At 37.4% G+C, this 23,130-nt stretch carries 24 protein-coding genes and 1 tRNA gene; all 25 read right to left on the minus strand.

The window, feature by feature from the left end; all coding sequences use genetic code 11:
* Nucleotides 1-372 precede the first annotated feature (372 nt).
* The 25 genes from lysS to JR050_RS00125 all read right to left on the minus strand — a co-directional run bounded on the left by lysS (nt 373) and on the right by JR050_RS00125 (nt 23,124).
* Nucleotides 373-1,875 (minus strand): lysine--tRNA ligase, encoded by a 1,503-nt coding sequence (gene lysS / locus JR050_RS00005; RefSeq protein ID WP_204201487.1) that lies wholly within the window; start codon nt 1,873-1,875, stop codon nt 373-375.
* Between the two features lie 196 nt (nt 1,876-2,071).
* A complete protein-coding gene (dusB, locus tag JR050_RS00010; protein ID WP_204201488.1) occupies nt 2,072-3,073 on the minus strand; it encodes a tRNA dihydrouridine synthase DusB in 1,002 nt (333 codons plus the stop codon).
* Nucleotides 3,074-3,091: 18 nt separating this feature from the next.
* Nucleotides 3,092-3,298, minus strand: a complete 207-nt coding sequence (locus tag JR050_RS00015; RefSeq protein WP_204201489.1) for a helix-turn-helix domain-containing protein — start codon at nt 3,296-3,298, stop codon at nt 3,092-3,094.
* On the minus strand, nt 3,250-3,771 hold the full coding sequence (gene folK / locus JR050_RS00020) for a 2-amino-4-hydroxy-6-hydroxymethyldihydropteridine diphosphokinase (RefSeq protein ID WP_204201490.1): 522 nt from the start codon (nt 3,769-3,771) through the stop codon (nt 3,250-3,252). Before folK ends, JR050_RS00015 begins: the two co-directional genes overlap by 49 nt.
* A complete protein-coding gene (gene folB / locus JR050_RS00025) occupies nt 3,768-4,130 on the minus strand; it encodes a dihydroneopterin aldolase (RefSeq protein WP_204201491.1) in 363 nt (120 codons plus the stop codon). The genes folK and folB overlap by 4 nt, the downstream gene beginning before the upstream one ends.
* A complete protein-coding gene (gene folP, locus JR050_RS00030) occupies nt 4,118-4,963 on the minus strand; it encodes a dihydropteroate synthase (protein ID WP_204201492.1) in 846 nt (281 codons plus the stop codon). Before folP ends, folB begins: the two co-directional genes overlap by 13 nt.
* Nucleotides 4,964-4,967: 4 nt before the next feature.
* Nucleotides 4,968-5,828 carry an aminodeoxychorismate lyase gene (pabC, locus tag JR050_RS00035; RefSeq protein WP_204201493.1) on the minus strand — a complete coding sequence of 287 codons (861 nt, stop codon included), beginning with the start codon at nt 5,826-5,828 and terminating at the stop codon, nt 4,968-4,970.
* Nucleotides 5,813-6,412 carry an aminodeoxychorismate/anthranilate synthase component II gene (gene pabA / locus JR050_RS00040; protein ID WP_204201494.1) on the minus strand — a complete coding sequence of 200 codons (600 nt, stop codon included), beginning with the start codon at nt 6,410-6,412 and terminating at the stop codon, nt 5,813-5,815. The genes pabC and pabA overlap by 16 nt, the downstream gene beginning before the upstream one ends.
* A 19-nt stretch (nt 6,413-6,431) precedes the next feature.
* Nucleotides 6,432-7,850 carry an aminodeoxychorismate synthase, component I gene (gene pabB, locus JR050_RS00045; RefSeq protein ID WP_204201495.1) on the minus strand — a complete coding sequence of 473 codons (1,419 nt, stop codon included), beginning with the start codon at nt 7,848-7,850 and terminating at the stop codon, nt 6,432-6,434.
* A gap of 163 nt (nt 7,851-8,013) precedes the next feature.
* Nucleotides 8,014-8,937, minus strand: a complete 924-nt coding sequence (cysK, locus tag JR050_RS00050) for a cysteine synthase A (protein WP_204201496.1) — start codon at nt 8,935-8,937, stop codon at nt 8,014-8,016.
* 75 nt (nt 8,938-9,012) lie between these two features.
* Nucleotides 9,013-9,918, minus strand: coding sequence for a peptidyl-prolyl cis-trans isomerase (locus JR050_RS20630; protein WP_204201497.1), 906 nt, complete (start codon nt 9,916-9,918; stop codon nt 9,013-9,015).
* 21 nt (nt 9,919-9,939) lie between these two features.
* Nucleotides 9,940-10,815, minus strand: a complete 876-nt coding sequence (gene hslO / locus JR050_RS00060; RefSeq protein WP_204201498.1) for an Hsp33 family molecular chaperone HslO — start codon at nt 10,813-10,815, stop codon at nt 9,940-9,942.
* A 16-nt stretch (nt 10,816-10,831) separates the two neighbouring features.
* Nucleotides 10,832-11,605 (minus strand): type III pantothenate kinase, encoded by a 774-nt coding sequence (locus JR050_RS00065; RefSeq protein WP_204201499.1) that lies wholly within the window; start codon nt 11,603-11,605, stop codon nt 10,832-10,834.
* Between the two features lie 310 nt (nt 11,606-11,915).
* The gene (ftsH, locus tag JR050_RS00070) at nt 11,916-13,868 is read right to left on the minus strand and encodes an ATP-dependent zinc metalloprotease FtsH (RefSeq protein WP_204201500.1); all 1,953 of its coding nucleotides are present in this window, start codon (nt 13,866-13,868) and stop codon (nt 11,916-11,918) included.
* Between the two features lie 115 nt (nt 13,869-13,983).
* Entirely contained in the window at nt 13,984-14,526 is a 543-nt protein-coding gene (hpt, locus tag JR050_RS00075) for a hypoxanthine phosphoribosyltransferase (RefSeq protein WP_204201501.1), read from the minus strand.
* A 22-nt stretch (nt 14,527-14,548) separates the two neighbouring features.
* Nucleotides 14,549-15,934 carry a tRNA lysidine(34) synthetase TilS gene (gene tilS, locus JR050_RS00080; RefSeq protein WP_204201502.1) on the minus strand — a complete coding sequence of 462 codons (1,386 nt, stop codon included), beginning with the start codon at nt 15,932-15,934 and terminating at the stop codon, nt 14,549-14,551.
* Nucleotides 15,935-16,005: 71 nt separating this feature from the next.
* Nucleotides 16,006-17,010: a protein kinase domain-containing protein gene (locus JR050_RS00085; protein WP_239454002.1), complete on the minus strand. Its 1,005-nt coding sequence runs from the start codon at nt 17,008-17,010 to the stop codon at nt 16,006-16,008.
* Complete coding sequence (locus JR050_RS00090) at nt 16,979-17,716, minus strand: vWA domain-containing protein (protein ID WP_204201504.1); 738 nt, start codon at nt 17,714-17,716, stop codon at nt 16,979-16,981. Before JR050_RS00090 ends, JR050_RS00085 begins: the two co-directional genes overlap by 32 nt.
* 238 nt (nt 17,717-17,954) lie before the next feature.
* Complete coding sequence (spoIIE, locus tag JR050_RS00095) at nt 17,955-20,432, minus strand: stage II sporulation protein E (RefSeq protein ID WP_204201505.1); 2,478 nt, start codon at nt 20,430-20,432, stop codon at nt 17,955-17,957.
* A gap of 208 nt (nt 20,433-20,640) precedes the next feature.
* Nucleotides 20,641-20,714 (minus strand) — tRNA-Met (locus tag JR050_RS00100).
* A gap of 183 nt (nt 20,715-20,897) precedes the next feature.
* Nucleotides 20,898-21,338, minus strand: a complete 441-nt coding sequence (locus JR050_RS00105) for a S1 domain-containing RNA-binding protein (RefSeq protein ID WP_149221350.1) — start codon at nt 21,336-21,338, stop codon at nt 20,898-20,900.
* 79 nt (nt 21,339-21,417) lie between these two features.
* Nucleotides 21,418-21,795, minus strand: a complete 378-nt coding sequence (locus tag JR050_RS00110; RefSeq protein WP_204201506.1) for an FtsB family cell division protein — start codon at nt 21,793-21,795, stop codon at nt 21,418-21,420.
* A gap of 16 nt (nt 21,796-21,811) precedes the next feature.
* Nucleotides 21,812-22,432, minus strand: a complete 621-nt coding sequence (yabQ, locus tag JR050_RS00115; protein ID WP_204201507.1) for a spore cortex biosynthesis protein YabQ — start codon at nt 22,430-22,432, stop codon at nt 21,812-21,814.
* Nucleotides 22,429-22,734: a sporulation protein YabP gene (gene yabP, locus JR050_RS00120; RefSeq protein WP_204201508.1), complete on the minus strand. Its 306-nt coding sequence runs from the start codon at nt 22,732-22,734 to the stop codon at nt 22,429-22,431. Before yabP ends, yabQ begins: the two co-directional genes overlap by 4 nt.
* Nucleotides 22,735-22,851: 117 nt before the next feature.
* Nucleotides 22,852-23,124, minus strand: coding sequence for an RNA-binding S4 domain-containing protein (locus JR050_RS00125; RefSeq protein ID WP_204201509.1), 273 nt, complete (start codon nt 23,122-23,124; stop codon nt 22,852-22,854).
* Nucleotides 23,125-23,130: the final 6 nt, after the last annotated feature.

The following is a 23,130-nucleotide window of genomic DNA, read 5'->3' on the forward strand; positions in this document are numbered from 1 at the left end:
TACTTGCTGGCTATCTATTAAATAGATAGTTTTTAAAAATTTTGCGTTGGTATTAAACCAACACGCTTGACGTTTTGTTTAGTTTTCAAAGAACTTTTTTATCAATCGCCCAAAAGCGACTTTATAAATATAACACCTTACATTTCGAAGGTCAACCTTTTTTTTAAAGTTTTTTCTGTTTTAAAGACGTTATATTTTTTTCGAGAACGAGATTAAATATACCAAGTATACAACCTAATTGCAACTAGTATAATATCCCAGTTAAGTATCTTATTCTTAAGCGTATTTTTCATCAGGATTTACTTAAGACTCCATTATATAGTTAACAAATAAACAATAAAAAGCCCTGCAATTATAGCAGGGCTTTTAGCATTACTCTGATTTATTTGTTTCCTTATGTCTCATTTGCGGGAATAATAGAACGTCTCTAATAGAAGGAGAGTTCGTTAATAGCATTACTAAACGATCGATTCCAATACCTAGACCACCTGTTGGTGGCATACCGTATTCTAATGCTTCGATGAAATCTTCATCCATTTCATGTGCTTCATCGTTCCCTTGCTCTTTTTCTTTTAATTGTGCTTCAAAGCGTTCCTTTTGATCGATTGGATCATTAAGCTCAGTAAATGCATTTGCATGTTCTCTTGCAACAATGAATAATTCGAAACGGTCTGTGAATCTCGGATCTTCCGGATTTTTCTTTGCAAGAGGTGAAATTTCAACTGGATGTCCATAAATGAAAGTTGGCTGAATTAAGTTTTCCTCTACCTTTTGCTCGAAGAATTCGTTAACTATATGTCCATATAACATGTGTTCTGTAATTTGGATACCATGGTCTTTTGCTAATTGTCTTGCTTCTTCTACCGACATCTCTTTCCAGAAATCTACACCTGTATATTCTTTAACAGCATCTACCATGTGCAATCTCTTCCACTGTGGCTCTAAGTTTACTGTGTGTTCACCATACGTAACCGTTGTTGTACCTAATACTTCCTTAGCAATATGAGCAATTACATTCTCAGTAAGTATCATAATATCCTGGAAGTCTGCATATGCAGCATACAGTTCAAGCATTGTGAACTCTGGATTATGTCTTGTTGAAATTCCTTCGTTTCTAAATACACGCCCAATTTCATATACTTTTTCTAAACCACCAACAATTAGTCGTTTTAGATGAAGTTCAATTGCGATACGCATATAAAGGGTCATATCTAGAGCGTTGTGATGGGTGATGAATGGACGAGCAGATGCACCACCTGCAATGGAATGCATCGTTGGTGTTTCCACTTCTAAGTATCCTTGATCGTCCAGGTATCTTCTCATCGATTGGATGATTTTACTTCTCGTAATAAACGTATCACGGCTTTCTGGATTCATGATTAAATCTAGGTAACGTTGACGGTAACGTTGTTCAACATCTTTTAAACCGTGGTACTTTTCAGGAAGTGGCTTTAATGATTTCGTTAACAGTTCAAAAAAACCTACTTTAATTGATAATTCGCCTACTTGTGTTTTGAATACCGTGCCCGTTACACCTACGATATCACCAAGGTCAGCTGTATCAAATACTTCATACGCTTCTTCTCCAACTGCATCTTGTCTTACATAAAGCTGAATCTTTCCTGTTAAATCTTGAATGTGCGTGAATCCCGCTTTTCCTTTTCCACGCTTTGTCATAATACGCCCTGCAATAGTCGTTTTAATAGCTAGCTCATCTAGTTCTTCTTTTGTTTTATTTCCATATTGCTCTAATAATTCTTTTGATGTATGTGTACGATCAAATCTCTTACCAAATGGATCTAATCCTTTTTCACGGAGCTTATGTAATTTCTCTCTACGTACCTTTAACTGGTCATTCAATTCTTCAAAACTCATCAGTCTCACTCCAAGCTTTTAGTATATAAACTATTCTTTAGAGAAGGTTCGTTTCCCTCTCTATAGGTTAGCACATGATTACGATTATTAAGTTCTGTTTATCGTTTATAAATGAATAAAAACTGCCAGTTATACACTGGCAGTACTACTCTTCTTTATGGGTATTATAGGTTAGTCTAGAAGTGAAGTCAACGTATTAGCCAACGTTGATTTGTTTTTCTGCGTTTACTTCTGTTTCTTCTACAAGTTGAAATAGCAAGCTAGCTAAGTCGCTTCTTGTATTCATTTCGTTAATTCCGTTACGAACCTTCGCATTCCCTCTGATACCTTTTAAGTACCAAGCAGCATGCTTTCTCATTTCTCTAACCGCTACCTTTTCACCTTTTAATCCAATTAAACGATCTAAGTGTAATAGACAAACGTCTATTTTCTCGCGTACAGAAGGTTCATCAATTAACTCTCCTGTTTCTAGATACTTAACTGTTTGATAAATCATCCAAGGGTTTCCTAATGCTGCACGACCGATCATGACTCCGTCAACACCTGTTTCCTCTAACATTCTTTTTGCATCTTGTGGTGTTTGTATGTCACCATTTCCGATTACTGGAATGTTGACTGATTGTTTTACTTCTTTGATGATATCCCAGTTTGCTTTACCTTCGTACATCTGAACTCTTGTTCTTCCATGAAGAGCAACCGCTTGACCACCTGCGCGTTCTACCGCTCTAGCATTCTCTACAGCGTAAATATGGTCATCATCCCAGCCCATACGCATTTTAACCGTAACTGGCTTATCAACGGCATTCGCTACAGCTGCTACCATTTCGTAAATCTTATTCGGATCTAGCAGCCATTTTGCACCAGCATCACACTTTGTGATTTTGGGTACAGGACAACCCATGTTGATATCGATAATGTCTGCCGTTGTGTTTTTATCAACAAACTTAGCTGCTTCTACTAACGTATCTTTTTCTCCACCGAAAATTTGTAAGCTTAATGGCTTTTCTTGCTCATCGATATATAACATACCCATTGTTTTAGCATTTTTATAAAGTATTGCTTTATCACTAACCATTTCTGCACATACTAACCCTGCTCCGAATTCCTTTACAGTAAGACGGAATGCAGCATTACAAACTCCAGCCATTGGAGCTAGTACAACTTGGTTTTTCATTTGGATGTTACCGATTTTTAACATCGTACTACCTCCTGTTTACTATTCTTTAGGTGCAAGGTCATCAACTGTAACGTTTAACACTTTTGCCACTTCATTAAGAAGCTCTTCACTCGGCGTGCGATTTCCCCGTTCAACCTCTCCGAGAATAGATACAGAAATGCCGATATTCTTCGCAAAGCTTTCTTGGGTAAATCCCTTTAGTTTGCGAAAAGCTCGAATACGTCTTCCCCACTTTTCTGCTTCCATATTTGAACCCCTTCTCTATCTTTTAGTTCATTTACTATATGCCCGATCATAACTCCCTTTATTGAAAGCTCAGGATCAATCTCCATAAGCGGTATCATAACAAATGCTCTCTCACTCATTCTAGGGTGAGGTACGATTAGCTCTTCATCCTCAATATTTTCTTGGTTATACATCAAAATGTCAAGGTCTAAAGTTCGCGGTCCCCATTTTAGTTCCCTTTTCCTACCAAGCTGTCGTTCTACTTCTAATATAGTTTTAAGCAATTCATCGGGTGGTAAGTTGGTGTTAATTTCCACTACCATATTTAAAAATGAATCTTGATCTGTATATCCCACAGGATCTGTATCATAAATAGAGGAATAATTTACTACTTGGATTTCCGGATGCTCAGATAATGTTTGAATGGCAATTCTTAAGAACCCTAGTCTATCTTGAATATTTGATCCTAAGCCGATAAAAGCTCGATTGTTCATATTCTACCTCTCGTTAATACAATACTCACCGATTTATAATATCCTGGAATTGGCGGATCCGGCTTTACTAGTTTTATTGTGCATTCTTGAATTAAAGGGAACGTAGCTAGGACTTGTTCACAAATTGATTCTGCTACTGCTTCTACTAGCTTCTTCGGTTCTCCCTCTACAATCTTTCGGCAAAGAGTATATACTTCTGCATAATTAACTGTGTCTTGAAGATTATCGCTTTTACCCGCTTTTGATAGATCAATGGATAAGGATAAGCTGACATTGAAGCGTTGTCCGATCTTCGTCTCCTCTGGAAGGACTCCGTGGTAACCATAAAATAGCATCTCATTCAGTTCTATTTTATCCATGAGCTATTCTCCCCTTTCCCTACTAATACATCCATGACCTTTGTCATTTTAGAAATTGATTTCACATCATGCACACGCATAATATGACAACCCTTTTGTATACCAAGACAAACTGTAGCCCCTGTTCCTTCCATTCTTTCAATTGGAGGTACATCTAAGATTTGACCGATAAATGATTTTCTTGATGTTCCTAATAAAACAGGGTAACCAAGATCAGAAATTCGATCTAGATTTTGCATAACTTCTATATTCATTTCAAAGTTTTTAGCAAAACCGATGCCTGGGTCTAGTATGATTTGTTCGTCTTTTACTCCGGCGTTCTTGCAAATTTCAATACTTTCTATTAAATCAGTGATTACATCGTTCATTAAGTTCGTATAGTTTTTGTTATCCCGATTATGCATTAAGATGATTGGTACGTTGTAATGAGCAGCTAGCTTAGCCATTTTGGGATCCGCTTTTGCTCCCCATATATCATTAATGATATGCGCTCCTGCTTCTACTGCTTGTTTTGCCACCTCAGATTTGTATGTATCAATGGAGATTGGAACGTTAATTTGTTTTGCCAGTTCCTTAATAACAGGTATTGTTCGTTTAATCTCTTCTTCGGCTGAGACTACTGTATAGCCAGGTCTAGTAGATTCTCCGCCAATATCAATGATATCTGCACCCTCTTCAATCATCTCTTTTGCATGTTCAATCGCATTTGAAATTTGATTATAACTACCACCATCTGAAAAGGAGTCTGGTGTTACATTTAAAATACCCATAATCAACGTCTTCTGATTTACATCTAAATTGTACTGATCACATGTAATGGTTGAATATTTCATTCAATCAATCCTCTCGTAACTCTCTTAAGGAAAGAAGGGTTCCTTTCCATTTGTTATAATCGGTCATTAATAATTTAACGAACTTTCCGTTTCCACCCGGGAACTTCGTATCATTCACTTGAGTGAGAGATACAATCTCTTGTATAGAGTTTGTAATGAATACTTCTTCCCCAGCTAGTATATCCTCCAGTTTATAAAACCCTTCTATATAAGGAATAGCTTTTTCTCGTAACAAGCTTAAGATAAACTTCCTCGTAATTCCGTTTAATATACCTGTTTCAGTAGAAGGTGTATAAACTATATCGTTCTTCACCCAGAATATATTTGAAACAACACCCTCAGCAATATAGCCTTCTTTCGTTAGAAAAATTCCTTCTATGTCAACTGCTTGTCCAAGTTCTCGTTTTCCAAGAATATTATTCAAGTAATGATGTGATTTTAAACGTTCTGTACCTTCAGGTGTGTTGCGAATCGTTTTAAGGATCTTACCTTTCTTCTCTACACTCTTAGGTGGGATTGATTTTATGTACATAATCATTGTTGGTTGTTCATACGGCTCTGTTGTTAATCCCAACCCCTCATCCCCAGCGGAAATATTCAACCTCATGTAAGCATCCTGTAGATTATTTTTTTCAAGTAAGTCATTTACTATTTTATAAACTTGTTCGTTGGTCATCGCCCAGTTGATCTGTAATTCTTTTAATCCCTTTCGAAGTCGATCTAAATGTTCAAAAAGCAAAAAAGGGTGGCCTTGGTACACCCGAAATGTCTCGAATAAACCAAGGCCATACATATATCCATGATCAAAAACGGAGATTTTCGCTTCCTCGTCCGATACAATTTGGCCATTTAAATAGATGTACATGACGTAATTTTCGTTCCCCCATATGTTTCGATAAAGTTTTGTAAAAGAATTTTCCCAGCAGATGTCATGATGGATTCCGGATGGAATTGAACACCTTCAATAGGTAACGTTTTATGGCGCAATCCCATTATTTCCTCTTCTTCTGTCCAGGCTGTAACTTCTAATACATCTGGTAATGTATCTTTTTTTACAATAAGTGAGTGATATCTGGTAGCTGTAAAAGGTTGTTCTAATCCGTTATAGATTGTTTTGCCATCATGATAAATCGGTGATGTTTTGCCGTGCATTAATCGCTCTGCTCTGACTACTTCTCCTCCGAATACTTGAGCAATCGATTGATGACCAAGACAAACACCGAAAATCGGTATCTTCCCAGCAAAATAGGAGATTGCCTCGAGACTAATTCCAGCTTCATTCGGACTGCACGGTCCAGGTGAAATCATTAAAAATTTGGGAGCTAATTGTTCAATTTCCTCGATTTTAATTTTATCGTTCCTTCTTACGACAAGCTCTTGTCCTAGTTCACCTAAATATTGAACTAAATTAAATGTAAAAGAATCATAGTTATCAATCATTAAAATCATCTTCTCTTCTCTCCTCTACTCAGCTAATTGTTACCTTCACATTCTCTTCTGCTACTTCTTTTGCTCTCCATAAAGCTTTTGCCTTTTTCAAGGACTCTTTGTATTCATAAGATGGGTTTGAATCAATGACTACTCCTGCTCCAGCTTGGATATATGCTTGATCATTAGAAACCATCATCGTTCGAATTGTGATGTTTAACTCCATATCTCCATTATAACCAATCCAACCAATTGAGCCTGTATAAATTCCACGTCTAACCGGCTCTAATTCTTCGATAATTTCCATCGTTCTAACTTTCGGAGCACCTGTGATTGTTCCTCCTGGAAATACAGCATCGATTACATCATATGCATCATATTGATCCGCTAGTTCACCCTTTACATTGGATACAATATGCATTACATGAGAGTAGCGCTCAATGACCATAAATTCATCTACTTCTACGGTTCCGTACTTGCATACCTTTCCTAGGTCATTTCTTTCTAAATCCACTAACATGACATGCTCTGCTCGTTCCTTTTCATTTTCAATGAGCTCTTTCGCAAGCTTTTCATCTTCCTCTTCATTAATACCTCTTGAACGTGTCCCCGCAATCGGTCTAGTGCTTAACACCTTCCCCGACTTTTTCACAAGCAATTCAGGGGAACCAGATACAATTTGAAAGTCAGGTGTATGAATATAGGCCATGTAGGGAGACGGATTGATATCTCGCAGTGAGCTATATACATCAATTGGTTCTACATGAAGCTTTTGAGATTGTCTAACAGATAAGTTGACTTGAAAAATATCACCTTGTGATATATATTCTTGAACTTTATTTACTGCATTTTTAAATTCTTCATCCGTTAACGATACGTGAAGATCATTTTGTATAGATTTTTGTGCATGTTCACTATGGTTTGGATCATCAGCTTGCAACCATTGGTCTTTCAATTGATTTAGTCTGTGATGAGCCACCTTCCCAAGGTCTTCATCCATGCATGTAACGATGTACAATGCCTCATTTTCGTGTTCGTATATAAAGACTTCATCAAAAATCATAAAATATAAATCTGGAGTATTTAGATCGTCTTCAGAGATGCTCGGCAATTTTTCAATGTATCTAGCATAATCGTAGCTAATAAAGCCAATTGCACCACTTTGAAAATCTGGTAGCTCAGGATTTTGTTCTATTTGGAACTGCTCCATCCATTTTCCCATTTCATGTAATGGATTTCCCTCGATTGTCGTAGTATTTTCATTCATTGTTATATGCAACTTGTTATTTTTTCCGTTCATAATTGCAACCGGCTCAAAACCCATAATACTATACTTACCACCACGTCCACTCTCTAGGAGCGCAGCATGAGTATAATTTTTACTTAACAAGCGAAACTGAGGAAACCATTTATCTTTGTTCATATTGATTTTAATGTAAAATGGATACTTTTTCCCCATTTCCCCACATCCTTATAGATTATTTCTAGTACTAACAATTATTTTACACGATTCATCGTAATACCACATCTATATCTTTAGGATAAAGAAAATTCGACAAGTACCTGGCACCATAAAACCAAAAAAAGAACAACCTTAATCCAAAAGGTTGTTCTACTTTTTGTTATTCTTCGAATTGGTATAATGGTGTGCTTAAATATCTTTCGCCGTTACTTGGGATGATGGCCATTACTTTTTTGCCTTTTCCTAGTTCTTTTGCAACTTTTAGTGCTGCGAAGATTGCAGCACCCGAGGAAATTCCACCGAGGATTCCTTCTTGGCGTGCAGCACGTCTTGCATAGTCAAATGCTTCTTCATTCTTTACATGAATAATTTCATCATAGACGGAAGTATTTAATACATCCGGAACGAAGTTAGCGCCAATTCCTTGGATTTTATGAGGACCTGGTTTGCCTCCCGCTAAAATTGGTGAGTCAGCTGGTTCTACAGCATATAACTTAATGTTGGGATAGTTTTGCTTTAACACTTCCCCAGCACCTGTGATGGTTCCACCTGTTCCGATTCCTGCGATAAACGCATCTAACTGTTCACCCATTTGCTTTACAATCTCTGGGCCAGTTGTTAAGCGATGCACCTCTGGATTCGCCTCATTTTTAAACTGTTGAGGCATGAAGTACCCTTTTTCATTTGCAAGTTCTTCTGCTCTTTTTACAGCCCCGTTCATTCCTTCTGAGCCAGGAGTAAGTTCAATCTCTGCTCCATAAGCACGCAGTAGGTTCCGTCTTTCCATACTCATCGTCTCAGGCATCGAAACAATAAGTTTATATCCTTTTGCAGCTGCAACCATCGCTAATCCGATTCCAGTATTACCACTGGTAGGTTCAATGATTGTATCTCCTGGCTTTAACGTACCGTTCTTCTCTGCCGTTTCAACCATCGCCAATGCTATACGGTCTTTTACACTACTCCCGGGATTCATATATTCAAGCTTTAAATAAACATCTGCCATATCTTCGTCGATTAATCTGTTTAACTTTACAACTGGTGTTTCACCAATTAATTCATTAATTGAGTTTGCTACCCTCATTCCTCTCACTCCCTAATACCAAGTATTTTTATAGGTTATATAAAGATTATCGTATAAGGATGTGAGAAATGTCAATTATTTCGCATCCTCATAAAACCATTCTACGTCTATCTCATTCCAAAATTGCTCAGCAGTCACTCTTCCTTCAATTTGACCAAGTGCAAGCTGTCTTCTAATGTGATCTTTCACATCCTCATAAGAGTATTCCTTGCCTTCAATCACTTCATGTAAATATACAATTGCATATTCATCTCCTACTTGAATCGGACCTTCGAAAGATGCAGGCTTCAGTGAAGATAACAAATCCATATATCTCTCAGGTAAGAAACCACTTTCCTTTGATAAATAACCTAAATCTCCACCTTGGTTAGATGAAAATTCATCAGTTGATTTCTCCATCGCTAATACAGCAAAATCAGAGCCGTTTTTTAGTTCTTCCACTACTTGATCTGCTTCTTCCTTTGTCTTCACCGTAATATGTGATAAATGATACGTAGTAGGAATTTTATATAGACTTTCATTTTCCTTAAAGAACTTTTGAATATCTCCATCTAGAATTGTAACGTCTTTCGTTAACATCTCTTCTAACAATAAGTTATATTCAATTTGCTTTCTCCACTCTTCTTCATCTGTTAGAGTTTCATGATCAGCTGCGTTATACATTGCTTTGATCATTGTTAATTCTTGCTCGATAACCTCATCGCTAACTTTTATATTATATTTATCAGCAAGTTGATATATCACTTCACGATTTATAACCTCACGAAGCGTATCTTTTCCATAAAGCTTTTCTAGTTGATGTAACCACTCTTGTCTCGTAATATTATGTTCCCCAACAGTTGCTACCACCTCATCTGTAGAAGATGCTGTTTCTACAGATGCAGGAACTTCAACTTTTTCCTTGTTAAACCACATTGCAAGTGTTAAGCAGTTTGTTACAACTAAAACAAATACTACTATCCATACCCCTTTGTTCGCCACGTTCAACTCTCCCCATACTTCCTAGTCTTGTGGTAATAAAGATATAAGCTCTTCTTTACTTATATGATAAGATTCGTTACAGAAATGACATTGCGCTTCTGCTTTTCCATCTTTCTCAATCATATCTTCAATTTCTTCCTTACCTAAGCTCTTAATTGCACTTTCTATTCTTTCTTTTGAGCACGGACAATGGAAGGATATCGGCATTTTATCTAATACCTTTACGTTCCCTTCGCCTAATACTTCTTTAAGAATTTCTTCAGGTGTTAAACCTCTTTGTACAAGTTTAGAGATTGGCTCGATTGTTTGTAATCGTTTTTCAATACTTGAGATCGTTTCCTCCGTAACACCTGGTAACAGCTGAATGATAAATCCACCCGAAGCTAAAATTGATTTATCGGGATTAACTAGTACACCCACTCCAACGGATGAATTTGTTTGTTCCGAAGTCGCAAAGTAATATGTAAAGTCTTCTCCCAGTTCACCAGAAACTATCGGTGTTTGTCCGCTAAAATGTTCACGTAATCCAAGGTCCTTTACAACCGATAAATTACCATCTCGACCAACTGCTCTAGCTACATCAAGCTTTCCGTGTTGATTCAATTCAAAATCCACATGTGGATTTGTTACATAACCACGAACACGGCCTGTTCCATCACTATCTACAATAATAGCTCCGATAGGTCCGCCACCTTCAATTTTTATTGTAAGTTTATCATTTCCTTTTAACATTGCACCCATCATTACGCCAGCAGTCATTGCGCGACCTAGAGCTGCTGAAGCAGTTGGCCACGTATCGTGGCGTTGTTGTGCTTCACTTACTGTTTCTGTTGAACGTACTGCAAACGCACGTACTTGTGCATCATATGCAAGTGCTCGAATTAAATAATCTGACAAGTTACATACCCCTTTTCTAGTCGTTCTTTTGGTTGCGTAAATAAATTAAATGTAACCCCTTTAATGTTAAGAATGGATCAATAATATCAATAATGTTTGATTCGTTTGAAATTAACGAAGCTAATCCACCTGTTGCAATAACTCTAGGATTTGTACCGGATTCATCCTTCATACGTCGTACAATTCCCTCAACTTGTCCAACATATCCATACACAATTCCTGCTTGCATTGCTGTGACTGTGTTTTTCCCAATAATTGTTTCCGGTCTAGCAATTTCAATACGAGGAAGTTTTGCCGCTTTTGAATAAAGGGCTTCTGTTGAAATGTTAACCCCTGGTGCAATTGCGCCACCCATGTACTCTTTGTCTTCGTTTATGTAGCAATACGTCGTTGCTGTCCCGAAATCTACAATAATTAATGGACTACCATATTGAGCAATTCCTGCAACTGCATTTACAATACGGTCAGCACCAACCTCACGAGGATTTTCATACTTTATATTTAAGCCTGTTTTAATACCAGGTCCGACAACAAGCGGATTTAAGTTGAAATATTTTTTACACATTCTTTCTAGGGCAAACATGATCGGTGGAACAACAGATGAAATAATAATCCCTGTTATATCTGAGTAGGAAATGTTTTCATGTGCAAGTAATGATTTAATAAGCATTCCATATTCATCTTCTGTTTTATTACGGTTTGTTTCGATTCTCCAATGATATTTTAATGTATCTTGGTCATATACTCCGAGTACTGTATTTGTATTCCCTACATCTAACACAAAAATCATCGTATCACCTTCTAGTTTTCTCTATTTTAATTATTGCCAATCACCCTTCATCTTACCATAACTTCAGTCTCTAAGACAGTTTTCGTAATCGATGGGTTTTATTACGAAAAGGGGCGGTTAAATAATATTGTTGATTTTCGTGGAAGGCACTCGCTTTCCGCAGAGAGGGCTTGAGCCACTTGGTCACATTGTTCCTGCTCCTGTGTGGTCTCACCTGTACCCTGCTTCCTAAGTAGTCTCGCCCTTTCCAAACAATCAACATCAGTTAAATTATCAACAAAAAAAGAAGTTAAGGCATAAGCCTTAACTTCTACTTTTCTTCTTCGTCTTCCTTCTTCGTGTTAATGTTCACCTTTACATCTTCTGATTTTGTTTCAGTAGTTGGTTTTACAGCTTCTGATTCCGATTCAGTTGTTGCATCGGGCTCACTGCTTTCAGGAAGCTTTCCGTTCTCAAATAGATGCTTAATTTGAGCTGCATCTAACGTTTCAACCTCTAATAACGTTTGAGCAACAAGCTCTAGTTTATCTCGGTTGTCTGTTAAAATTTGTCTTGCTCGTTCATAAGAATTTTTGATAAATGTTTGAATTTCGGTATCGATTTCATAGGCAATCTTTTCACTGTAGTTTTGCTCATTATGAATATCTCTGCCTAGGAATACCTGACCACCTTGCGCTTGACCAAACTGCATTGGTCCAAGCTTGTCACTCATACCGTATTCCGTGACCATCTTACGAGCAATACCAGTAGCTCGTTGGAAATCGTTGTGAGCTCCAGTACTTACTTCACCAAATACGATTTCCTCTGCCACACGACCACCTAATAATCCCGTGATCTTATCTAGTAATTCTGGTTTTGTCATAAAGTAACGGTCTTCTTTTGGAAGCATGACTGCATAACCACCAGCCTGCCCTCTCGGTACAATTGTTACTTTATGAACAGTATCTGCTTCATCAAGAACTAAACCGATTACTGTATGTCCAGCCTCATGATAAGCAACAATATTACGTTCTTTCTTGGAAATAACACGACTTTTCTTTGCAGGTCCTGCAATGACACGGTCAGTTGCTTCATCAAGATCATCAATTTCAATTTGTTTCTTATTATGACGTGCAGCAACTAATGCTGCTTCATTTAGAAGGTTTTCTAAATCTGCACCTGAGAAACCTGGTGTACGGGCTGCAATCGCTTTTAAATCAACCTTTTCTGACAAAGGCTTGTTGCGTGCATGTACACGCAATACTGCTTCACGGCCTTTTAAATCTGGGCGATCTACCGTAATTTGTCTGTCAAAACGTCCAGGACGTAATAATGCAGGATCTAGAATATCTGGTCGGTTTGTCGCAGCAACAATAATAATTCCTTCGTTTGCTCCGAAGCCATCCATTTCAACTAATAATTGGTTCAATGTTTGTTCTCTTTCATCATGACCTCCGCCAAGACCAGCGCCACGTTGACGACCAACAGCATCGATTTCATCAATGAAGATAATACACGGTGCGTTCTTCTTTGCATTTTCGAATAAGTCTCGTACACGCGAAGCACCAACACCGACAAACATTTCTACGAAGTCTGAACCACTGATTGAGAAGAACGGCACCCCTGCTTCCCCTGCAACTGCTCGTGCAAGTAGCGTTTTACCAGTTCCCGGAGGTCCAACTAATAAAATCCCCTTTGGAATTCTCGCGCCTAATTCAGCGAACTTTCGCGGATCTTTCAAGAATTCAACTACTTCTACTAATTCTTGCTTTTCTTCATCCGCTCCTGCTACATCCTTAAAGCGTACCTTTTTCTTCTCTTCACTATAAAGCTTTGCTTTACTTTTACCGAAGTTCATTACGCGACTTCCGCCGCCTTGAGCTTGGTTTAATAGAAAGAAGAATAAAATGAAGATGATGACAAATGGAATGATTGACGTAAAGAACGTTACCCATCCGCTAGTTTCCTCTGCAGGTATAATCTTAACCTTTGCAGATCGAGCTAAGTTTTCCACATGTTCAGCCATCTGTGGACTATTATTCAAGATATGTGCTACAAAAAACTGCTCTTCCTTATAACTCTTCAGCTGACCACGTACTTCTAATACAGCAAGTCTAGGCTGAATGGTTATATTTTTAACTTCTCCCTTTTCTATGTACTGAGTCAACTGAGTATAGTCTAATTCCTCAGTTTTTTGACCTGAACCATTGAAGAAGCTAACGACCCCAATTACAACTAAAAAGATTAATAAATAAAAGATGGTATTACGGAAGATCCGATTCATCTCTTTCCTCCTCCCACAGCGAACAACTATATTAAAAATACTATCATAATGATATAAATCATTACAAATGATTACATTTGTCCTAACTCTTTTAAAATACGCAAAACTTTACACATTATGCATTTTGATACACTTCTGGCTTTAAAACTCCTATATAAGGCAGGTTACGATATCTCTCTGCATAATCAAGACCGTATCCAACTACAAACTCATCTGGAACGATAAATCCGATATAGTCAGCTTTTATATCCACTTTTCTTCCTGTTGGTTTATCAAGAAGAGTAACAATCTTAATGGACTTCGCTTTACGGTATTTAAATAATTCCACTAAATAGCTTAAAGTTAAACCACTGTCGATAATATCTTCAATAATCAGAATGTCTCTTCCTTCAACAGACGTATTTAAATCTTTAATGATTTTTACTTCCCCTGAAGAAACGGTTGAATTGCCGTAACTAGACACATCCATAAAATCCATCTCTAGGTGTGTATTTACTCGTTTTAGTAAATCACCCATGAATGGCATTGCACCCTTTAATACGCCAATTGCTAACGGGAACTTGTCTGCATAATCCTTCGTAAGTATTTCTCCTAGTTCATTCGCTTTTGCTTGAATTTCTTCTTCTGAAATTAGAACTTTTTCAATTTCTCCATGCATAACTAACGGTCCTCCTAGATGTTCATCGCCTTTTATACTGCAATACTATGTATGATAACTGCGTGTTCTCTGGTGTTTCAAACCTCGATTTCTTAAGCCCTGGTAACCAAAGAACTCTTCCTTCACTATCCTCAACAACAGGCCATGAATCTCGATTGTGAATCGGTATTTTTGCATCAATAAAGATATCTTTTAATTTTCTCGATCCGTTCATACCTTTTAATTGAATTTTGTCTCCCTGCCTGCGGCTTCTAACTAATAAAGGAAACTCAATTTCCAAAGGATTCACAATGAACATGTTGAGGTTTAATTCCTTCGGATACTCAGTCGTTTCAACCGCCAACATCTCATCTCCGTTAGGAAGCAATACCTTGTCCTCTTTGTGCAAAAAATACGAGTATGTATTTACTTTTTCCTCTTGGAACGTAAACATACAAAAATCATAAGATCGTTTCACAATTAATCCTTTAGGGAAGGTCAAATACCCTGAAGGATGGCCGCTGGTAATTAAATGAAAAATTTGTTCAATATGTAAAGAACTTAAAGAATTCGGCAAAACATTATAAAGATAGTTTAATATTAGTTGAAGTCCTCTTCTTTGTAAAGGAATAGGCTGATTACAGAAATCTGGGATCGAGATGATCAATTCCATGGCACTTTTCCTTTTAATAACTGTATTCATACTTTTGATTGTTAATTCCTCTAAATATGCTTGATCTTCTAGTTGTCTCTCACTAAACTGTTGAAACAGAGTATGGACGTTTGGATTCTCGCTTTTTAAGAAAGGTAAAAGCACTTTCCTAATTCTATTTCTTGTGTATGTTTCTTTTTCGTTGGAAGGATCAAACCTTGGCTCAAGGTGATTCACTTCACAATAGTGTAATATTTCCTGTTTCGTGACAGACAAAAAAGGCCGGATCACATAGCCATTTTCAAAGCTGCGTTTTGCTTGGATTCCCGCCACTGATTTCCCTGTTGCTCCACGTAACAACCTCATTAGAATTGTTTCAACTTGGTCATCACCGTGTTGGGCTAATGCTAAATAGCTTGCATCGTATTTTTTCAGTACTTCAGCAAAGAAGAGATATCGACATTCTCTTGCTGCAACTTGACTAGATAGATTCTTGTTCACTTGGTATTCTGTCACGTTTATTTGTGTTGCTTCACAAGGAATTTGGTGCTGATTACAATAATTCTTTACGAAATTCATTTCAGCTTCTGATTGTCTGCCTCTAAACATATGGTCGACATGTGCCGCTACAATATGCCACCCTTCTCTTTCTTTAATAGAGTGGAGAAAATGTAATAATGCAAGAGAATCTGGACCACCAGATACACCTACAACAATTGTCACATCTGAAGGAAGTAATTGATGTTTCCTTATGAAATTTTTTACCTTTTCAATCATAGCCTAGACCGTTCCGTTCTTTTAATTTTACTCATAAATTTATCGTATCATTTGTTTTGTTTTACACCAAGTTAAATTAATTGCCCGTATACATATAGAAAATATGCACCTAATAAAAAGACAAAAATGAGAATCGTCTCCAATGCACCTTTTTTTCCTTTTTTCTTCTTTACAATCTTCTGCCCTTTTCTCGTCATTGTGGCAGTATGCTTCGGTTGCTTAGTTGGTCTACTATTAGACTGAGACTTTGGTGTTGCAGTACGAGTATTACTCATAGCTGCAATCACATCTTTCCTCATATCTAATGCGTTTGTATATTTACCTTCAATTGCATACATAAGAACATCCTCAAACCTCTGCAAGGAGGAAGTACTTGTAATAATACCCTTTAATTGCCCGGCTCCACCAGAGGCGCTTTTATTAAATCGCTTTTGCAATGAAGCATTGATCATTATCATAGCTACAGCAAATATATCATAAGATGGTTCTGCAACCCTTGTCCCCATCCCCCAGTATCCTCGATCAAAAAACTCTGTGAACTCCTTTATTGATCGACCTTGCACTGTCACTCCACCAACATCTAACCATCTTACCTTAGGAGGTGGCCCCGTCACGAGTAAATTGTCAGGCTTCAAATCACCAAATACCCAACCAGCTGAATGTAATTTATCTAAATCTTGTAGAAGTTGAGAAGAAAGAATGCCAATCCATTCACTCCCTCTTCCATTTACAAATGTTAAAAAGCTTTCCCCCTTAACATATTCCATTACATAAAAAGGAATTGTCTTACCTAATTCCGGACGAAACCAATCATCTACATCTAGCAAAGAAGGTCCAAGTGTAGACTCTTGGACCTTTGAAAAGTGTCGTAATACATTTACCTCTGATGTAATTGACATATTATTATCACTTAGCTTAATTGCAACTAACCCTGCAGTACTACTCGCTAAATATACATATCCATTTGCACCGTATCCTAATGGCTTTAAAATTCGGTAGGACTGTTTATGCCACTTTCCAGTTATTACAGTTCCGGAAGAAGCTTTACATGCCGGATTCTTCAATGTATTGTTCATCACGGGAAATCAAACTCCTTAATGATCGTTTCTTCTCAAAGTGCGATAGTGCTTCACGAATCGCAGGACCCGTTGGGGTAATTCCTCCAGATGTTAATTTCGGAAATACAGAAGATAGAGATTCAAGTCTAGGCGTCCAATCTAGTATCTTTTCTACTTCTTTTCGTTTCCCAGGAAATACGAATACAGAGAATCTATTATCTCCCATACGTGCATTAAGACTAATAGACAAGTCTAGTAATGCCTCTTTTACAGTTGGGAGCTTGTACTTCATACTAGCGCTAGTATCTACTAATACTAGCACCTCTAATTCTACTGTTTCTCCAAGCTCGTCAACGATTTCCATCACTTCTCCACGTTTTTCAGGTGGCAAGTCTTCCATCGATGTATTAGAGCCTAGTATTTGCTTTAATTCATTATTAACCACACCTTGAAGTGTTTGTGTCATACCTTTTCTAGTTACCATCTGAACAGTTTGAGATAGCTGCTGCGCGTATACAACCTGACTTACACCACCACCAGACATTGCAATCCCTTCTATTTCCTGCATACCTTTTTCATCAATTGTATCTTGTTCCATTACTCCAATAACATTGACTGTAATTCCTTCTTCTCTTGCAAGAGCTGCCATTGCAATTGGATCTTCCCCTTGATTCGAACAACCGTCAGTAATTAATAGAATCTGCTTAACTGTACCTTTTTTCATGCTTCATCCCCTCCAGGTTAAATAGTATTACCATCATGGACGGAATGAGTGCCTTTTATACGTTTCTATTATTTTTTTTAAACTTGTTTCTGTTCAATATTGTTGATTTCCGAGGAGGGTACTCACTATCCACGCTTGCACAGAATATGCAGGTGTCTGACGGCTGCATGCAGGCCGTAAACCCCTTTAGCCGGATCCCTCATAGAATAATAGATATCAATACCTAAAGTCATCTTACTCACATAACCTTCTTACGGTGAAGTGGAATTGCTGCCCATTTTGGTAGGTTGCGTTTTACTTTCGCCACGACGATGGTCATATCGTCTTCAATCTGACCACCTCGTGAGCGAATGACTTCCTCCATAATAATGTCTGCTACTTCTTGTGGTTCTTCTGTTTCAATTTCATTTATTTTTCGCTTCATCCACATTTCATAATTCTCTACATGCTTTGGACCCTCGAAAATACCATCACTCATCATGACAAGAAGGTCACCCGCCTTTAATTGTTCACTTACTACATCTACGTCAAACTCTTGAATAATTCCCATCGGTAAATTACTTGCTTCAATTTTTAGAACTCGATCCCCTCGTTTTACAAAACTCGGTGTTGAGCCGATCTTAAGAAATCTCGCACTTGCATCTTGCAAATCAATCATTGCTAAATCAAGTGTCGTAAAGATTTCATCTGTTGTTCGGAGTGATAAGACAGAGTTAACTGATTTAATGGCTACTTTTTCTTCTATTCCACTTTGAAGTATCTTTTGTAATAGCATTAATGTTTCATTACTCTCTAAATGTGCACGCTCTCCATTGCCCATGCCATCACTAATAGCAATTGCATACTTCCCTGCACCAAGCTCCATTGTAGAGTAACTATCTCCAGATACTAAACCTCCACCCATTGCAGCATTGGCAATCCCCGTTTCAATAACATACGTTTTCGCCGAGCCAAAGCTAACATAGCAGTTTCCATTTGGATATGCAGCACACTCTTCTCTTTTCACAACTATCGTTTCTTGCAGGATATCAGATAAAATTGGCGCAATTAGCTTCTCACATTCGCCTCTTCCATTACAATTAGGCATGCTCATTTCAATATCGACATTTCCCTGTTCTAAGCTATAAATATCCGCGTGGCCAATTTCAATACCAAATTCTCTTAGAGCATCTAGTATTTGCTCTTCTTGAATCGAATGATTTTCTCTCTCTCTTTGTATCTCTTTCGCAAAATCACCCATGACTTGAGAAACGCCCAACAGCTGATCAGCTACTAAACGTCTACTTTCCTTTACTTGCTTTTTCAACTTCTGATTTGCTTGATAATACGTTAACTCATGCTGAATGGCATCAACAACCTTAGCTGACTTTATACAATATCTCTCCCATTCTCTTTTTAGACTTGTATTTTTGGGTGATGATAAATCGTCACATTCCTGCATAATCGTGTGCATGTAATCATAAGTTGTATTGAAGTTTTTCGACCAGCACATTTCCTTTTTGAAGCATGTCTGGCATGTTTTTTCGGTGACATTACTCAAGAAATAATCTATTTCTCTTTCATCATCTGTATCTTCTGGAACAAGTATATTTTGTGAAAAACTTTTTGATAAGGCTTGAAACACACTTGAAAACTGCTCAACACGATTTGCTGTCACATCCCGAACTTTTCTTGCATATTGCTGCTGTTCAGCTGCATGCTCTGCAGTTCCCGGTATGAATTTAGCAATCTTACTAATCATGGATTGTGGCGTTAGGAAAAACAGCATAATAGCAACTAATGATTCAAATACAGTATTCATGAGGTTTGTTTGGTCGCTTCCATATAAACCAATTAACATTGTTCCAATTAACAATCCTACTCCGACCCCAAACTTCTTACCTTCCTTAAGTAAACCGCCTAGTAAACCAGAAAATGCTAACAAACTCATTTGGTACAAACTTGAAACATTTGCCAAGCTTAATATTAACCCCGTAACAACTCCAACAGTCGAGCCAATCGTCGCACCAGCACAAAATGCAAAAAGTAAGACTAAATAGCGAGAAAACACATGTTCAACTGATAAATCATATAGTGACCAGCCCATCGTACCTGTTAAAATTGTTGCCAATAAAATAATGACTGAGATAATCTCTTCTGTTTTCAACGCTTGCTTTCTGCGTTTTAAACTAATAAGTGGTACACTTTGTAAAAATATCATCGTCAAAATAAAACTTAATCCCGCTTCTACCGCTATCATAGAAAGGTGGTACAAACTTAATTCCTTTAGGACGATAGCGTGGATGGTTAAATTAGCTATGAGGCTCGATGCAAAAACGATATACGGTACTGCCTTCATTAAAGAAGGATTAAACCGGTTATAGATTGCTCGCAAAGTTAAAAAGATTAGGATTGATACAAAAACAATTCCTGCATTCATCCATCCAACGGTTGCAGCTCCAGCTGTTAGTGTAATAAGAGCTAGAACAGACTTCTCTCGTTTCATCGTAAAAACTGCAGCAAAAAACGGAATAGCAAACGGCATAATTTGTTCTAATATTAACGCCCTTCCTAATAAAAAACCTATGATCATAATAAGTAATCCTTTTTGGAAGAAAAGAATTTCTGTTTTTTGCTTCAGTTTTGTCATGGATTGAGATAAAGTATTTTGCACCCGATCCACTATTGCTACTTCTGCGTAAGCGACCTCTGTAACATCCCTTCCTGTTTCGTGCATAAATATCTCCCCCAACGAATATAATAGTTGGTTGTAATTATAACGAGTGGAACCGCAGGAATTTGTCAAAAGAACGAGACAAGCTTATAAAATCGTTCGACTATTTTCTCCGAAACTAAACATGGAAGGGAAAATTTTTACACGTTCATGCGTTCATTGAAAACAATAAAAAAAGGCTGTATCTATATAGATACAGCCTTTTTAGGTATAGCGGCGGAGGGAGTCGAACCCACGACCTCACGGGTATGAACCGTACGCTCTAGCCAGCTGAGCTACACCGCCATATTGCAAAATGTAAAAGAAGTACATTTGCTATATTATAATCGACAGAGGGAAATGTCAATAATTTTTTTGTCGAGAAATCATGAAAACGATTAGCATGAATAGATGGTAATTTTTTCTTCAATAAAAAGAGCTACTTATTAGCAGCTCTTTATCAATATATATTATATAGTCAGCAAGTTATTAACCGCGTCTCGCTCCACGCCCACCGCGTTTTGACTCTGTGTTGCGCTTAATTGATGATAATCGATCTTCACTGTCTTTTAGGAAACGATTCATTTTTTGTTCAAACGTTTCTTGTTCACGTTGATCTCGATATCCTCCACCTTGACGGCCTGAATTACGAGGGCGTTGTGAGCTTGGTCTAGAAGTAGGTTGTTGAGGTGGTCTTTCTTTTGCTTTCTTAATAGAAAGTCCAATTTTGCCATCTTTCTCAACATTAATAACTTTAACTTCTACTTCGTCCCCTACCTTAAGGTGCTCGTTAATATCTTTCACATAGTTGTCTGCAACCTCACTAATATGAACAAGACCTGTTGAGCCACCTGGCAGCTCCACAAACGCTCCAAAATTCGTAATGCCTGTTACCTTACCTTGTAACTTGCTGCCTACTTCAATTGACATAAAAAAATTGCTCCTCCTTAAAATAAATCAAAAATCAAATTGCTTTCATTATACCCAATTGGAAAATAAAGTGTCAATATTACTCATCTTCCTCAGGGATAGAGAAGATGATCTCGTTTTCATCTGACAAGAAATAATCACGTCTTGCGATTTTCGCAATATATTCGTCGTCATTAAGCTTCACGATCTCTTCCTCTAACTTACCTTGTTCTTTTTGCATCTGAACTAGCTCATGTTTTAACTGTTCCTTCTCTGCTAGTTTATTTTCATAAGCAGCATTTTGTGAGAAAAAAGTTGAAATCATAAAATATCCCGTAATCGCAGTTATGATTCCGAAAACGGCAAACCTTCTGATTAGTCCTTTTCGGCGATGTGAAACGAGCTTTTCTCGCTGAGCGACAACTTTTTGATAGTCTGACTGGATATGTTTTATTTTCTCTCTACTACGAGTATTCATGCTCGTTTTCATCCTCCTAACTGCGAAAGTTTTGCCACCACTTCTTTATAAATGCTAGCCATTTATGCCCTATATTCTTGAAATTCTTTATCTTTATTAAAAATCCTGCAACGTCATTAAAAAACATTTTTACCTTTTTCGGCAATAGTTTCCAAACTACGAGGCTTATCCACTTTAAAGGTAAATAAACGACATTTAATAAGAACTTTAGAATCACTAATAGTACGCCCCATAGTGTAATTAATAGAACGACTAATAAATGGATTAAATAGCGTATTGGTTTAATGACAAGTGTTGTAATAAGCTTAGCGATAAATTGATAAGTTCTTATTACAAATCTTATCAGATGCTCCAGGAAATTCATATAGAAAGATTTAAATATACTTTGATAAGCAGCATAGCCACATAAAAGTGCTAAAAATACATAGAAGCGCAATTCGCCTTCGTTCACAAGTAGAAGTACATAAAATATAATGAGGCCTTGTACAATCCAAAAGCTAAGATCATTTATAAATAATAGCCAGCGCGCACGCTTCGGTCGCTGTAAAAAGCGACCGTATGTGTCTAGCGCTGCCCCAACCCAGCTTCCCATACCAAACATGGCAAGCATCGTATAAAATTGAACACTTAAACTCATTTGAATAACTTGCTAAAGAGACCTTTAGCCTTCTCCCCATGCTGTTCATCTAAATAGACAATATCAAAGATTCTCCCTTTAATTGAAACAATACCCTTATCCACATCAAGGTTTTTCATTTGAAGTCCTTGTCCACGAATCGCTAGCATACCCATCACTGTTTCAAGTAAAAATTCTTCGTTGTCAAAGCTTTCTACTTGCTTGACACCTGTTATGTCTAAAAGTCTTCTACCCCTCATTATAACATCATGTTCAGGTGCAGTTCCTTTGTTCTGCGTCCCCATGTCATAATATTGACTCATCTCTTCATCCCCCACCATTAAATGACTTTGTATGACCATGAAGTAAGTTCATGCGTAATACATTTTATAAAAATTGTATGTGAGGAATTTGTGATTTAGAACAAGCTGTCAAACGGGCTAGAAGTTTTCTTGATCGGTCAACTTTTCTTCTTTTAATACTGAGTACATTTGAGCTGCTTCTTCTTTTCTTGAATTTTCTTGAATCGTATCAATTTGAACAGTGACTAGTTTTTGGCCGAATCTAATGGTTAACGTATCTCCTACTTTTACATTTGAGCTTGCTTTTCCCTCAACACCATTTATGGCTATTCTTCCTTGATCTGCGACTTCCTTCGCTAATGTCCGGCGCTTTATTAAACGAGAAACCTTTAAAAATTTATCTAGTCTCATATATTC

This window comes from Bacillus suaedaesalsae, assembly GCF_016890225.1.
GTDB lineage: Bacteria > Bacillota > Bacilli > Bacillales > SA4 > Bacillus_BS > Bacillus_BS suaedaesalsae.

What these genes read in the sequence shown, in the direction of transcription:
- lysS (WP_204201487.1), bottom strand. Translation starts at nt 1,875, where the DNA reads ATGAGTTTTGAAGAATTGAATGACCAGTTAAAGGTACGTAGAGAGAAA.
- JR050_RS00105 (WP_149221350.1), bottom strand. Translation starts at nt 21,338, where the DNA reads ATGTCAATTGAAGTAGGCAGCAAGTTACAAGGTAAGGTAACAGGCATT.
- ftsH (WP_204201500.1), bottom strand. Translation starts at nt 13,868, where the DNA reads ATGAATCGGATCTTCCGTAATACCATCTTTTATTTATTAATCTTTTTA.
- cysK (WP_204201496.1), bottom strand. Translation starts at nt 8,937, where the DNA reads ATGAGGGTAGCAAACTCAATTAATGAATTAATTGGTGAAACACCAGTT.
- JR050_RS00090 (WP_204201504.1), bottom strand. Translation starts at nt 17,716, where the DNA reads ATGAAAAAAGGTACAGTTAAGCAGATTCTATTAATTACTGACGGTTGT.
- JR050_RS00015 (WP_204201489.1), bottom strand. Translation starts at nt 3,298, where the DNA reads ATGGAAGCAGAAAAGTGGGGAAGACGTATTCGAGCTTTTCGCAAACTA.
- JR050_RS00125 (WP_204201509.1), bottom strand. Translation starts at nt 23,124, where the DNA reads ATGAGACTAGATAAATTTTTAAAGGTTTCTCGTTTAATAAAGCGCCGG.
- yabP (WP_204201508.1), bottom strand. Translation starts at nt 22,734, where the DNA reads ATGAGTCAATATTATGACATGGGGACGCAGAACAAAGGAACTGCACCT.
- spoIIE (WP_204201505.1), bottom strand. Translation starts at nt 20,432, where the DNA reads ATGCACGAAACAGGAAGGGATGTTACAGAGGTCGCTTACGCAGAAGTA.
- folB (WP_204201491.1), bottom strand. Translation starts at nt 4,130, where the DNA reads ATGGATAAAATAGAACTGAATGAGATGCTATTTTATGGTTACCACGGA.
- tilS (WP_204201502.1), bottom strand. Translation starts at nt 15,934, where the DNA reads ATGATTGAAAAGGTAAAAAATTTCATAAGGAAACATCAATTACTTCCT.
- JR050_RS00110 (WP_204201506.1), bottom strand. Translation starts at nt 21,795, where the DNA reads ATGAATACTCGTAGTAGAGAGAAAATAAAACATATCCAGTCAGACTAT.
- pabA (WP_204201494.1), bottom strand. Translation starts at nt 6,412, where the DNA reads ATGATTTTAATGATTGATAACTATGATTCTTTTACATTTAATTTAGTT.
- folK (WP_204201490.1), bottom strand. Translation starts at nt 3,771, where the DNA reads ATGAACAATCGAGCTTTTATCGGCTTAGGATCAAATATTCAAGATAGA.
- JR050_RS00085 (WP_239454002.1), bottom strand. Translation starts at nt 17,010, where the DNA reads ATGAACAATACATTGAAGAATCCGGCATGTAAAGCTTCTTCCGGAACT.
- hpt (WP_204201501.1), bottom strand. Translation starts at nt 14,526, where the DNA reads ATGCATGGAGAAATTGAAAAAGTTCTAATTTCAGAAGAAGAAATTCAA.
- JR050_RS00065 (WP_204201499.1), bottom strand. Translation starts at nt 11,605, where the DNA reads ATGATTTTTGTGTTAGATGTAGGGAATACAAATACAGTACTCGGAGTA.
- folP (WP_204201492.1), bottom strand. Translation starts at nt 4,963, where the DNA reads ATGAAATATTCAACCATTACATGTGATCAGTACAATTTAGATGTAAAT.
- dusB (WP_204201488.1), bottom strand. Translation starts at nt 3,073, where the DNA reads ATGTTAAAAATCGGTAACATCCAAATGAAAAACCAAGTTGTACTAGCT.
- yabQ (WP_204201507.1), bottom strand. Translation starts at nt 22,432, where the DNA reads ATGAGTTTAAGTGTTCAATTTTATACGATGCTTGCCATGTTTGGTATG.
- pabB (WP_204201495.1), bottom strand. Translation starts at nt 7,850, where the DNA reads ATGGGGAAAAAGTATCCATTTTACATTAAAATCAATATGAACAAAGAT.
- pabC (WP_204201493.1), bottom strand. Translation starts at nt 5,828, where the DNA reads ATGTACATCTATTTAAATGGCCAAATTGTATCGGACGAGGAAGCGAAA.